General features: G+C 67.9%; 14 protein-coding genes and 2 tRNA genes. 10 read left to right on the top strand and 6 right to left on the bottom strand.

Annotated features, from left to right (window positions below; genetic code table 11):
- The first annotated feature begins 17 nt into the window (after window positions 1–17).
- Window positions 18–1,496, top strand: coding sequence for a ribonuclease G (rng, locus tag ACE3SG_RS15550; protein WP_374566416.1), 1,479 nt, complete (start codon window positions 18–20; stop codon window positions 1,494–1,496).
- Window positions 1,497–1,635: 139 nt separating this feature from the next.
- Here rng and ACE3SG_RS15555 read toward each other — a convergent pair whose 3' ends face one another.
- From ACE3SG_RS15555 to ACE3SG_RS15565, 3 genes are all read right to left on the bottom strand, one after another.
- Entirely contained in the window at window positions 1,636–2,046 is a 411-nt protein-coding gene (locus ACE3SG_RS15555; RefSeq protein ID WP_374566418.1) for a VOC family protein, read from the bottom strand.
- 118 nt (window positions 2,047–2,164) lie between these two features.
- Window positions 2,165–3,031, bottom strand: coding sequence for an aldo/keto reductase family oxidoreductase (locus ACE3SG_RS15560; protein ID WP_374566419.1), 867 nt, complete (start codon window positions 3,029–3,031; stop codon window positions 2,165–2,167).
- Between the two features lie 17 nt (window positions 3,032–3,048).
- The gene (locus ACE3SG_RS15565; protein ID WP_374566421.1) at window positions 3,049–3,639 is read right to left on the bottom strand and encodes a peroxidase-related enzyme; all 591 of its coding nucleotides are present in this window, start codon (window positions 3,637–3,639) and stop codon (window positions 3,049–3,051) included.
- Between the two features lie 135 nt (window positions 3,640–3,774).
- On the opposite strand from ACE3SG_RS15565, the gene tolB reads away from it, so the two are divergent.
- The 7 genes from tolB to ACE3SG_RS15600 all read left to right on the top strand — a co-directional run bounded on the left by tolB (window position 3,775) and on the right by ACE3SG_RS15600 (window position 8,173).
- On the top strand, window positions 3,775–5,055 hold the full coding sequence (tolB, locus tag ACE3SG_RS15570; protein ID WP_374566423.1) for a Tol-Pal system beta propeller repeat protein TolB: 1,281 nt from the start codon (window positions 3,775–3,777) through the stop codon (window positions 5,053–5,055).
- Window positions 5,056–5,138: 83 nt separating this feature from the next.
- The gene (pal, locus tag ACE3SG_RS15575; protein WP_374566678.1) at window positions 5,139–5,642 is read left to right on the top strand and encodes a peptidoglycan-associated lipoprotein Pal; all 504 of its coding nucleotides are present in this window, start codon (window positions 5,139–5,141) and stop codon (window positions 5,640–5,642) included.
- 4 nt (window positions 5,643–5,646) lie between these two features.
- Window positions 5,647–6,429, top strand: coding sequence for a tol-pal system protein YbgF (gene ybgF, locus ACE3SG_RS15580; protein ID WP_374566425.1), 783 nt, complete (start codon window positions 5,647–5,649; stop codon window positions 6,427–6,429).
- Between the two features lie 4 nt (window positions 6,430–6,433).
- The gene (locus ACE3SG_RS15585; RefSeq protein WP_374566426.1) at window positions 6,434–7,270 is read left to right on the top strand and encodes a ThiF family adenylyltransferase; all 837 of its coding nucleotides are present in this window, start codon (window positions 6,434–6,436) and stop codon (window positions 7,268–7,270) included.
- Window positions 7,271–7,286: 16 nt separating this feature from the next.
- Window positions 7,287–7,362: transfer RNA gene (locus ACE3SG_RS15590), tRNA-Lys, on the top strand.
- A 33-nt stretch (window positions 7,363–7,395) separates the two neighbouring features.
- Window positions 7,396–7,471 (top strand) — tRNA-Lys (locus ACE3SG_RS15595).
- A gap of 210 nt (window positions 7,472–7,681) precedes the next feature.
- Window positions 7,682–8,173 carry a DUF421 domain-containing protein gene (locus ACE3SG_RS15600; RefSeq protein ID WP_374566428.1) on the top strand — a complete coding sequence of 164 codons (492 nt, stop codon included), beginning with the start codon at window positions 7,682–7,684 and terminating at the stop codon, window positions 8,171–8,173.
- Between the two features lie 14 nt (window positions 8,174–8,187).
- Here ACE3SG_RS15600 and xth read toward each other — a convergent pair whose 3' ends face one another.
- On the bottom strand, window positions 8,188–8,982 hold the full coding sequence (gene xth, locus ACE3SG_RS15605; protein WP_374566430.1) for an exodeoxyribonuclease III: 795 nt from the start codon (window positions 8,980–8,982) through the stop codon (window positions 8,188–8,190).
- A gap of 202 nt (window positions 8,983–9,184) precedes the next feature.
- On the opposite strand from xth, the gene ACE3SG_RS15610 reads away from it, so the two are divergent.
- On the top strand, window positions 9,185–9,391 hold the full coding sequence (locus ACE3SG_RS15610; RefSeq protein ID WP_374566432.1) for a hypothetical protein: 207 nt from the start codon (window positions 9,185–9,187) through the stop codon (window positions 9,389–9,391).
- A gap of 116 nt (window positions 9,392–9,507) precedes the next feature.
- Entirely contained in the window at window positions 9,508–10,125 is a 618-nt protein-coding gene (locus ACE3SG_RS15615; RefSeq protein ID WP_374566433.1) for a hypothetical protein, read from the top strand.
- 17 nt (window positions 10,126–10,142) lie between these two features.
- Here the strand turns inward: ACE3SG_RS15615 and ACE3SG_RS15620 are convergent, their stop codons facing one another.
- Entirely contained in the window at window positions 10,143–10,340 is a 198-nt protein-coding gene (locus ACE3SG_RS15620; protein ID WP_374566435.1) for a hypothetical protein, read from the bottom strand.
- A 51-nt stretch (window positions 10,341–10,391) separates the two neighbouring features.
- A complete protein-coding gene (locus tag ACE3SG_RS15625) occupies window positions 10,392–11,876 on the bottom strand; it encodes a sulfotransferase (protein ID WP_374566436.1) in 1,485 nt (494 codons plus the stop codon).
- Window positions 11,877–11,892 lie beyond the last annotated feature (16 nt).

An 11,892-nucleotide genomic window follows, 5' to 3' on the forward strand; every position in this document is an offset into this window, starting at 1 on the left:
CAACGGGGCGAGGCCCCATGCACGACATCCTGATCAACTGGGCCCCGCAAGAGACGCGGGTCGCCCTCATCGAAAACGGCGCGATTCAAGAGCTGCACCTCGAGCGCACGCTGGAGCGTGGGCTGGTCGGCAACATCTACCTCGGCAAGGTCGCGCGCGTGCTGCCCGGCATGCAGAGCGCGTTCATCGACATCGGCCTCGAACGCGCCGCGTTCCTGCACGTGGCCGACCTGCACACGGCCGGCTTCAACCCCCGCGCTGGCAACGACAACAGCGCCCCAACCCCAATCGAGAAGCAGGTCTTCGAAGGCCAGACGCTGACCGTGCAGGTGGTGAAAGACCCGATCGGCACCAAGGGCGCGCGCCTGTCGACGCAGGTCAGCATCGCCGGGCGCATGCTGGTCTTCCTGCCGCAGGACAACCACATCGGCATCTCGCAGAAGATCGGCTCGGCCGAGGCGCGCGAGCAACTGCGCACCCGCATGCAGGCGCTGGTCGGCAAGCCCGAAGAAGGCGGTGGGGGCGGCTTCATCCTGCGCACCAACGCCGAAGAAGCGACCGACCAGGAGCTGGGCGACGACATCGCCTACCTGCGCAAGACCTGGGGCCAGATCCGCCAGCGTGCGCTGTCGCAGCCGCCCGGCACGCTGCTGCACCAGGACCTGAGCCTGGTCGAGCGTGTGCTGCGCGACCTGGCCACCGAGCAGACCCAGTCGATCCGCATCGATTCGAAGATGCAGTTCGACACGCTGAAGGCCTTTGGCGGCGTCTACACCCCCACGGCGGTCGCCAAGCTCGAACACTATCGCGGCGAGCGGCCGATCTTCGACCTCTTCGGCATCGAAGAAGAGATCTCGCGTGCATTGGCGCGGCGGGTCGAGCTCAAGTCGGGCGGCTACCTGATCGTCGACCAGACCGAGGCGTTGACGACGATCGACGTCAACACCGGTGGTTATGTCGGTGCGCGCAATTTCGACGACACGATCTTCAAGACCAACCTCGAGGCGGCGCAGGCGATTGCGCGCCAGTTGCGGCTGCGCAACCTGGGCGGCATCATCATCGTCGACTTCATCGACATGGTGCGCGAGGACCACCAGCAGTCGGTGCTGGCCGAGTTTCGCAAGCAGCTCAGCAAAGACCGCACCAAGACGACCGTCAGCGGCTTCACCGCGCTGGGCCTGGTCGAGATGACCCGCAAGCGCACGCGCGAATCGCTGGCCCACATGCTGTGCGAGCCGTGCCCCACTTGCGGCGGCCGCGGCCAGGTCAAGACCGCACGCAGCGTCTGCTACGACGTGCTGCGCGAGATCCTGCGTGAGGCGCGGCAGTTCAACCCGAAGGAGTTCCGCGTCGTCGCCAGCGCCTCGGTGGTCGAGATGCTGCTCGACGAAGAGAGCCAGCACCTGGCCGACCTGTCGGCCTTCATCGGCAAGCCGATCTCGCTGTCTGCCGAGCCGACGATGAACCCCGAGCAGTACGACATCGTCTTGTTGTAGCGGGCGCGAAGCGCCCGCGCTCTGCTTGCCAGCGGGCGCGCGAAGCGCCGCCCCCTCCAAGTGGCGTGCGCGGAGCCGGCTTTGCCGGTCCGCTGCGCGAGCCCCCTTGGGGGGCCGGCCCCGGAAGGGGCCGTGGGGGCTAACGATCCACGCTGACCATCCAGCCGACGCCGAACTGGTCGGTCAGCATGCCGAAGCAGGGTGACCAAAAGGTCTTGCCGAGTGGCATCTCGACTTTGCCGCCTTGTGCCAACGCGTCGAAGGTCTTGTGCGCTTCGGCTTCGGTGGTGTAGCTGAGGGACAGCGAAAAGCCCTTGAACGGCTTGTCGCCGGTGGGCGGCGCGTCGGAGGCCATCAGCACGGTGTCGCCGATGCGAAAGCTCGCGTGCATGATCGCGTCGCTGGGCATCGGTGGGCAATCGGGCGGCGGCGGCTCGGGGCTGTCCGACATGCGCATCATGAACTCGACGTTGGCACCCAGCGTCTTCTTGTAGAACTCGATAGCCTGTTCGGCGCGGCCGTCGAAGAAGAGGTAGACATTCACGCTCATGGGGCTCTCTTGAGAGGTGGTCGAAACCGATCACCATACGCGTGAGGCCGGCGGCCGCCAAGCCCTCGCGGCGCGAACCACGAATACGCGCGACGAAGTCGTGGCGCGGCGGGGTGAATCAGGGCACTTCGTGGCCGGTCGACGCGGCCCAGATGCGGTACCAGTCGTCTGCGCCGAGCCTCACCTTCAGCGCGGCCACGGCTTCGTCCGACGCGCTCAGGCGCCGCGAGCCGATCACCGGGATCGGCTGGCACGGCAGGCGCAGCAGCCAGGCGATCGCCAGCGTGGTGGTCGACAGCCCCAGGCGCGCGCCGATCTCGCCCATCACCCAGCGCACGCGGTGCGCCGCCTCGGTGTCGGCGTTGAACAGCTGGCCGCCGGCCAGTGGCGACCAGATCATCGGCCGGGCGCGCAGGCGCTGCGCCTGGTCGAAGGTGCCGTCGTGGATGGGGGCCAGCTGCAGCGGCGAGCACTCGACCTGGTTGGTCTCGAGGCGGATGCGGCTGTTCAGCAGCTCGTACTGCTGCACGGTGAAGTTCGATACGCCGAAGTGCAGCACCTTGCCGTCGCGCTTCAGGCGCTCGAAAGTGGTGGCCACTTCGTCGGCGTCCATCAGCGCATCGGGCCGGTGGATCAGCAGCAGGTCGATGCGGTCGGTGTGCAGCGCGCGCAGGCTGTTCTCGACCGACGCGGTGATGTGCGCGGCCGAGGTGTCATAACAATGCGTCTCGTGCGCCGGCCGCGCCGGGCCGGTCAGCTTGATGCCGCACTTGGTCACCAGCTGCATCCGGTTGCGCAGCCCAGGCGAGTGGGCCAGCGCTTCGCCGAACAGCGCTTCGACCTGGTAGCCGCCGTAGATGTCGGCGTGGTCGAAGCTGGTCAGGCCGCGTTCGATGTTGCCTTCGATCCAGCCCACGCGCTGGGCCACGTTGAAATCCCATTCGGCCAGGCGCCAGGCGCCGGCCACCAGGGGCGAGAGCTTCATTGCAGCGGTATCGGACATCACTTTTGCCGGGGCACGCGCCCCATCAGGTAGAACTCGTCGTTGGGGCGCAGGCCGATCAGGTTGGCCATGCGGTTGGACAGGCCGAAGAACGCGGCGATCGCGCCGATGTCCCAGGCGTCTTCGTCGTCGAAGCCGTGCTCGTGCAGCGTGGCGTAGTCGGCCTCTTCGATCTCGTCGGCACGCAGACAGACCTTCATCGCGAAATCCAGCATCGCGCGCTGGCGCGGTGTGATGTCGGCCTTGCGGTGGTTCACGGCAAGCTGGTCGGCGATCAGCGGCTTCTTCTCGTACACCCGCAAGATGGCGCCGTGCGCGACGACGCAGTACAGGCATCGATTGGCGCCCGAGGTGGCGACGATGATCATCTCGCGCTCACCCTTGCTGAGGTTGCCGCCCTCCTTGAGCAAGAGCGCATCGTGGTAGGCCAGAAAGGCGCGCATCTCGGCCGGCCGGTGGGCCAGCGCGAGAAAGACGTTGGGCACGAAGCCGGCCTTTTCCTGCACCTCGAGAATGCGCTGGTGCAGGTCTTCGGGCAGCTCGGCCACGGTCGGGACAGGAAAGCGGCTGATCGGGGGCAGGTTGCTCATGGCGACAGGCGGAACAGGCGTGGCCGAGGGCGTGATGGTATGCCGCCGGGGCCGCGCCCCTAAAATGCGCCGCGCCAGACTTGACAACAACGCCGGGGGGAACCTTCGGCCCGCAGCATGACTCGATCAGCCCCTATGTGGTCCCGACGACATTGGATGGGCGCGCTCGGCGCCCTGGGTGGAGCCGCTGCGCTGCCGGCGCGTGCCGAGTTCCGGGTAGAAATCTCCGGCATTGGTGCCACGCAGCTGCCGATCACGCTGCTGCGGTTTCGCGGCGAAGAGCAGGGCGGCGAGAACCTGGTCTCGGCCATCGTCAAGGCCGACCTCGAGCGCAGCGGTGCGTTCCGCTTCGTCGACGCGCCGCTGAACATCGACGAAACCGGTGCCCCCGGCTTTGCCGACCTGCGCAGCCGCAATACCGATGCGCTGGTGGCCGGCTCGGTCAGCAAGCTGGTCGATGGCCGCTTCGACGTGCGCTACAAGCTGTGGGACGTGGTCAAGGGCGCTGACCAAGGCGGCCAGAGCCTGGCGGTGCCCGCCGCCGACCTGCGGCTGGCGGCCCACCGCATCGCCGATGCGATCTACGAAAAGCTGACCGGCGAGAAGGGGGTGTTCGCCACCCGCATCGCCTTCGTCACCAAGGGCGGTGGCCGCTACACGCTGCGCGTGGCCGACGCCGACGGCGAAGGCGGCCAGGTGCCGCTGACCAGCCCGGACCCGATCATTTCTCCCGCCTGGTCGCCCGATGGCCGCGAGCTGGCCTACGTGTCGTTCGAGACGCGCAAGCCGGTGGTGTGGGTGCAGGACATGGCCAGCGGCCAGCGCCGCATGGTGGCCAACTTCAAGGGCTCGAACAGCGCGCCGGCCTGGTCGCCGGACGGGCGCGAGCTGGCGGTCACGCTGTCGCGCGACGGCGGCTCGCAGTTGTTCCTGATCAACCGCGACGGCTCGAACCCACGCCGCATCACGCAAAGCCACGCGATCGACACCGAGCCGGTGTTCAGCCCCGATGCGAAGTCGATCTACTTCGTCAGCGACCGCGGCGGCAGCCCGCAGATCTACCGCCAGCCGGTGGGCGGCGGCGGCGCCGAGCGCATCACGTTCCAGGGCAGCTACAACGTCAGCCCGGCCATCAGCCCCGATGGCAAGACGATGGCCTTCGTGCAGCGCACGGGCAGCGGGGGCTTCAAGGTGATGACGATGGACCTGGCCGGCGGCGCCGTGCAAACGGTCAGCGACACCAACGACGACGAGAGCCCGAGCTTCTCGCCCAATGGCCGCTTCATCATCTATGCGACCCGCGCCTCAGGGCGAGAACTGTTGATGACCACCACCCTGGATGGCAAGATCAAGACGAGGCTGTTGACCAGCGGCCTCGATATCCGCGAGCCGGTCTGGGGCCCTTACGGCAGGTAAGGCGCTTCAGGCGCATCGCAAACAATCACGTCAACACGAAGGAGAGAGCCGTGAAGGTCAAGTGGAACGTTGGGGCCGGCACCATGTCGGCATTGGCACTGGTCTGGCTGGCGGGCTGCAGCTCGACGAAGCTGGACGAGCCGGCACCGGTCGAGAACCGCACCCCGACTGAAGTAGGCGCAAACAACGCTGGCGCCAAGCCCGCCGAGAGCGCGGTCAAGACGGTGGACCTGAACGCCAACGCCATGCCGCCGGCTGGCCTGGGCCGCACGGTGTACTTCGACTTCGACAGCTTCGTCGTCAAGGACGAATACCGCCCGATCGTCGAGGGTTACGCCAAGTACCTGGGCGCCAACAAGGCCAAGAAGATGCTGATCGAAGGCCACACCGACGAGCGTGGCAGCCGTGAATACAACCTGGCGCTGGGCCAGAAGCGCGCCGAAGCCGTGCAGAAGTCGATGCTGCTGGTCGGCGCGACCGATGGCCAGCTCGAAGCGGTGAGCTTCGGCGAAGAGCGCCCGGCCGCCCAGGGCAGCGACGAGGCCGCCTGGGCCAAGAACCGCCGCGCTGAGCTGAAGGACCGCTGACCCCATGCTGCTCGCCCGACACATGCTGCGTACCGTCGCGCTTGGCGCGTTGATGGCCGTTTGGCTGCCCGCTCAGGCGGGCTTGTTCGACGACGAAGAAGCGCGCAAGGCCATCCTCGACCTGCGCAGCAGAGTGACCCAGGGCGAGCAGCAACGCGGCGAACTCGCCGCGCAGGTGAAGCAACTCACCGAGCAGGTCCAGGCGCTGCAGCGCAACCTGCTCGACATGAACAACCAGAACGAGCAGTTGCGCGCCGACGTGGCGCGCCTGCGCGGGCAAGATGAGCAGATGTTGCGCGACCTGTCCGAGGTGCAGCGGCACCAGAAAGACATTGCGCAAAACGTCGACGAGCGCGTGCGCAGGCTCGAGCCGCAGCAGGTGTCGGTCGACGGCAAAGAGTTTTTCGTCGAGGCCGACGAAAAGCGCGCCTACGACGATGCGATGGCCGCGATGCGCGGCGGTGAGTTCGACAAGGCGGCGCCGGCGCTGGTCGCCTTCTTGAAGCGTTACCCGAGCAGCGGCTATGTCGACTCGGCACGCTACTGGCTGGGCAACGCGCAATACGGCCTGCGCCAGTACAAGGACGCGATCGCGACCTTCCGCGCCTTCGTGACCGCGGCGCCGGACAACCCGCGCACGCCCGAGGCCTTGCTGGCGCTGGCCAATTGTCAGGCCGAGCTGAAGGACAACAAGAGCGCCAAGCGCACGCTCGAAGAGCTGATCCGCCAATACCCGAAGTCCGAAGCCGCACAAGCCGGCCGCGAGCGCATCGTCACGCTGAAGTGACCGGGTGAACGACGCGACAACTCCCAGCGCGCCGCCGCCAGACACGCCCGATCTCGAGCGCCGTTTCGGCGGCCTGCGGCGGCTGTATGGCCACGCGGCCTACGAGCGGCTGCGCAAGCTGCGCATCGCGGTGGTGGGCCTGGGCGGCGTGGGCTCGTGGGCGGTCGAGGCGCTGGCGCGCTCGGGCGTGGCCGAGCTGGTCCTGATCGACATGGACCATGTCGCCGAATCCAACATCAACCGCCAGATCCAGGCCACCGGCGCAACGCTGGGCATGGCCAAGGGCCAGGCGCTGGCGCAGCGCGTGGCCGACATCCACCCCGGTTGCCAAGTGCATCTGGTGGACGAATTCGTCGATGCAGCGAACTGGCCTGGCCTCTTGCCTGGCCCGGTCGATGCCCTGATCGACGCCTGCGACCAGGTTCGCGCGAAAGCCGCGATGGCCGCCTGGGCCTTGCAAGAGCGCGTGCCGCTGGTGTGCTGCGGCGCGGCCGGCGGCAAGCGCCACGCCGAGCGGCTGGACATCGCCGACCTGGCCGCGGTGACGCACGACCCGCTGCTCGCCTCGTTGCGCCAACGCTTGCGGCGTGAACACGGCGCGGCCAAGGCCGGCCAGGGCGAGATCGGCGTGCGCTGCGTGTTCTCTCGCGAGAGCGTGGCGCCCCCGGCCGACGCGGCCTGCGACACCGGTGCCAGCGACGGCAGCCTCAATTGCCATGGCTACGGCTCGGCGGTCACCGTGACCGCGAGCTTTGGCTTTGCAGCCGCCGGCGAAACGCTTTCGTTGTGTCTCGCGCAACAAGCCTCTTTTCAATCAAGAAAAAGTCATGATATGATCTAGGGCTCTACCGGGGTAAGGGTTGTTAGCTCAGTCGGTAGAGCAGCGGACTTTTAATCCGTTGGTCGCAGGTTCGAATCCTGCACAACCCACCAGGTAAGCCACCAGTTTTGGTCGGTTTCGATCACGGGCTCTTAGCTCAGTTGGTAGAGCAGCGGACTCTTAATCCGTTGGTCGTAGGTTCGAATCCTACAGGGCCCACCAAATTCGAATGAAAAAGGACTTGCCGCAACGCAAGTCCTTTTTTCATTGGTCGATCGCCGATCGCCGATCGCCGATCGCCGATTGCAGGCTGCCAGCTCGGCGCCGTGTCGGCGCGAGCGCGGCCTTGTCTGACCGCGGGTCGTCATGGCGGCCGACAACCGCGAGAGGGCCCAACGGCTAAGTTCAGGGGACTCCTCACGCGAGGTCGCCATGGACTGGTCCCACCTCTTCGCCTTCACGGTGCCGCCTCTCGAGCTGGTGCTGCGGGGCACGCTGCTCTACTGGTTTCTGTTCTGCGTGTTCCGCTTCGTGCTGCGGCGCGATGCCGGCTCGATGGGCGTCACCGATTTCCTGTTCATCGTGTTAATCGGCGACGCGGCGCAGAACGGCATGATCGGCGATGCCACGTCGTCGTCCGACTCGATGCTGCTGATCGCCACGCTGGTGGGCTGGAACGTGCTGCTGGACGTGCTGGCCTACCGCTCGCCCGCCTTCGAGCGCTTGGCGATGGGCCGGCGACAGTGCCTGTTCAAGAATGGCCAGTTGCAGCGCCACCAGATGCGGCGCGCGTTCATCACCGCCGAAGAGCTGAGAGACAAGATCCACCAAGAGGGCATCGACGATTTCGCCGGTGTCGAGCGGATCTACCTCGAGCCGAGCGGCGAGGTCGCGGTGATCCCCAAGCAGTCGGGCAAGAAATAGGACCGGCGGATGCCTCAGCTGCGGCGTTGGGCGGGCGCCAGCGTCACCAACGCCGGGGCATGGTCGCTGGCCTTCTCGAGGCCGCGCACCGCCCGGTCGACACCCGCGTCGGTCAACCGCCGGGCGGCGGCCGGGTTCAGCAGCAGGTGGTCGATGCGCAGGCCGGCGTTGCGTTGCCAGCGCTGGCGAAAGTAGTCCCAGAAGGTGTACATCGGCTCGCCCGGGTGCTTCGCCGCGATCGCATCGGTCCAGCCTTGCGCCAGCAGCTCTCGGTAGGCGGCGCGCGAGGCGGGCTGCAGCAGGGCGTCGTCGAGCCAGGAGCGGGTGTTGTAGATGTCGGCCACGTCGTCGGTCGGCACCACGTTGTAGTCGCCCACCAGCAGCACCGGCTCGGGGTGGTCGACCAGGCTGCCTGCATGCGCGATCAGGCGCTTGAACCAGGCCAGCTTGTAGTCGAACTTGGGGCCCGGTTGTGGGTTGCCGTTGGGCAGGTACAGGCAACCGACCAGCACGCCCAGGGCCGCGGCTTCGAGGTAGCGGCTTTGCTTGTCGTCCGCGTCACCGGGCAGGCCGCGCCGGGTCTCGATCGGCTGGTTGCCGCGCACGAGGATGGCCACGCCGTTGTACGACTTCTGCCCGCTCCACAACGCGCCGTAGCCAGCCTCTTCGATCGCCGCGCTGGGGAAGGTGGCGTCCGAAGTCTTCAATTCCTGCAGGCAGACGATGTCCGGTGCGCTGTCGGCCAGCCAGCGCAGCAGGCCGGGCAGGCGGGCGTTGATGCCGTTGATGTTGTAGGTCGCGATCTTCATCAGAGCGGTCCTGTCTCGGTGCCATGCTATCGATGCCGCCGGCAATCGGCACACCCGCCGGGCAGCGAGCGCTGACGGTTCATCCGGCCCTCATGCCATCGAGCGCGTCGGCGCTGCAGCTGGTCGCACGCCGGTGGCCGGCCGCGAGGGGCTTGCCTACAGTCCACCCCATCGACAGCCCCTCTCCCCCCAGGAGCCGACCATGACCCGCAGCCCCTTCCGTTTCGCGCAGCAAGAATCCCAGGTTCGCCGCACGGCGGCCGGCGTGGCGCTGGTGATGGCCTTGAGCCTGATGGCGGCGCTGGGCCAGGTGGCCGACGGCCTGTACGACGACGCACTGATGGCCCAGGCCGATGATGCGCCGACGCAGGTGGTCGTGGTCACCGCCAAGCGCCTGACCGGCGCGTGATCCGCCGAGCCCCGTCGGGCTCTTCGATCGGCTCGGCGCATCGCGCGCGCTGATGCCATGATGGCGGTGTGAAAGACCCAGACCCCTCGCGCGAACGCGCCCGACTGCCTGCCACCATGGGTGACCCTCACGCGCCCGGCGGGGCTTCGAGGGTGGCCAACGTCATCCTCGGTTTTCTGGGCGAGGTGCCGGGCTCCACGGCCCGCCCCAGCGGCCACCCCGCCGAAGCCGCGCGCGCGATCGCGGTCACGTCGGCCGCCAAGGCCGCGGCCGCCGCGGGCACGTTGGCGTTGCCGCCCGGCCCGCTCGGTTGGCTGACCATCCTGCCCGAGATGCTGGCGGTCTGGCGCATCCAGGCCAACATGGTGGCCGACATCGCCGCCTACTACGGCAAGTCCGGCACGCTGACGCAAGAGCAGATGCTGTACTGCCTGTTCAAGCACACGGCGTCACAAGCCGTGCGCGATCTGGTGGTTCGCATGGGCGAGCGCATGCTGGTCAAGCAGGCGTCGCTGAAGGCGCTGCAGGCGGTGGCCCAGCGCATCGGCATGAAGGTCACGCAGCGTGGCCTGTCGCACGGCGCCTCGCGCTGGCTGCCGGTGGTCGGCGCGATGGGCGTCGCGGCCTATGCCTACTACGACACGGTCCAGGTGGCCAAAGCGGCGATCGAGCTGTTCGAGCGCGACATCGTGCTGCAGCCGCCCGTTGACGCGGACACCGGCGCCGCCGCTTGACGCCGCGCCGCCGCCACTCAATCGACGGCGATCCAGTAGACGTGGCCTTGTTCGCACTTGTACTCGGCGAGCGTCTTGCCCGCCTCTTGCCGCGTGTTGCCGGTAGCGGTCATCGCCGTCTTGTCGATCGGGCAAGGCTGGACCTCCACCACCGCCGGCATGGCGGCCAGCAGCAGCGCGGCCGTCAGCCCCGAACCTGCGAGGAATTTGCGCATCGGGAAACCTCCGCTTGCCGACGGGGCAATGCACGTTCCCGCGCCGTGCGCTCAGTGCAGGTCGTCGCCCAGTTGCCGGCGCAGTTCGAGCACCAATGGATCGAGGTGCCGCGCGTAGTGCTTCCAGCGGCCCGACGAGCGGGTGTACAGCGCCTGCCGCACCTGCCACAGGCTGTCGGTCTTGACCACGGTGTCGTTGCGGTGGAAGTCGAGGCAGGCCGATTCCCACGGCAGGCCGAGGCCGTCGAGCAGGCCACGGATCTGCGGCTCGGGCTCCTGCACCAGCGCGTCGTAATCGACATCGTGGATGTCTGCGCCGTACAGCGCCTTCCAGTGCTGCATCAGGCGGTGGTACTGGCCGTACCAGTGCGCGGTGTCAACCAGGTCCAGCGCATAGGGCATCGCGTGGCTGAGGTGCAGGAAGTAGACCGCCAGGCAGTTGTCGATCGGGTGGCGCCGGGTGTGCACGATCCGCGCATGCGGGAACATCGCCTTGATCAGGCCGATGTAGAGGAAGTTGTCGGGCCGCTTGTCGGTCAGCACCGTGGCGTTCGGGTGCAGGCCGCGCACGGTGGCCAGGTAACGCTCGCGCATGCGGATGACCATCGCCGGGTCGACCGGTGCGGCGACCGCGCCCAGGCCGGGCAGGTGCTGGCGCACCAGCGCGGGCAGCACGTCCAGCTCGCCGCCGGCGGTGACCTGCGAATGGCTGGCCAGGATCTGCTCGACCAGCGTCGAGCCCGAGCGGAACATGCCGCAAACGAACACCATCTGCGGTGGGCCCTCGGTCACCTGGCGTGGTGGCGCGGCCTGCGGGAACGAGCGGATCAGGTTGTCGATCATCTGCTCGTTGGCCTGCCGGTCGTAGCGCACCCCCGGCGGGGGGGCCGATTGGCGGCTGGCCTCATTGGCCGCCTGGTAGGCCGCGAATGCATCGTCGTAGGCCGCGATCTTGTCCAGTGCCGAGCCCAGGCTGAAGCCCAGGTCGGCGCGCTCGGCCGCCTGGGCGCCGGGCCGCGCGATCGCCTGCTTCAGCCGCAGGATCAGCGGGTCGTCGGCGCGTGACAGCGGCTGGATGCTGGTCAGGCGCGACAGCGCCAGCGCGTTGTAGGGGTCGAGGAACAGGGCGCGGCTGTAGTGCGCGATCGCGCCCGAGCGGTCGCGGCGGTGCTCGCAGATGTTGCCCAGGTTCAGCAGCGCCGGCACATAGCGCGGGTTCAACGCCAGCGCGGTGCGCAGCTCTTTTTCTGCCTCGACCGGGCGCGCCAGGTAATCGGCCAGGATCACGGCGCGGTTTAGGTGCACCTCTTCGGGCTGGTCGGCCTTGTGGTCGAGCGCGTGCTGGTAGGCCTGCAGCGCGTCGTCGAAGCGGCGCACGCGGCGCAGCAGCCGCGCGAGGTTGTACCAGCTGTTGGGCGACGCCGGGCGCTGCTCGAGCGCCTTCTGGTAGGCCACGATGGCTTCGCGCACCTGCCCGATGCGGGCCAGGTGCGCGGCCTGGGCGAGCAGGGCATCGACGCTTGCTTCGGGGGTCACGGCAGATTCGGCGGCA

The sequence above is a fragment of the Ideonella sp. genome (assembly GCF_041914305.1).
Classification (GTDB): Bacteria; Pseudomonadota; Gammaproteobacteria; order Burkholderiales; family Burkholderiaceae_C; genus Ideonella.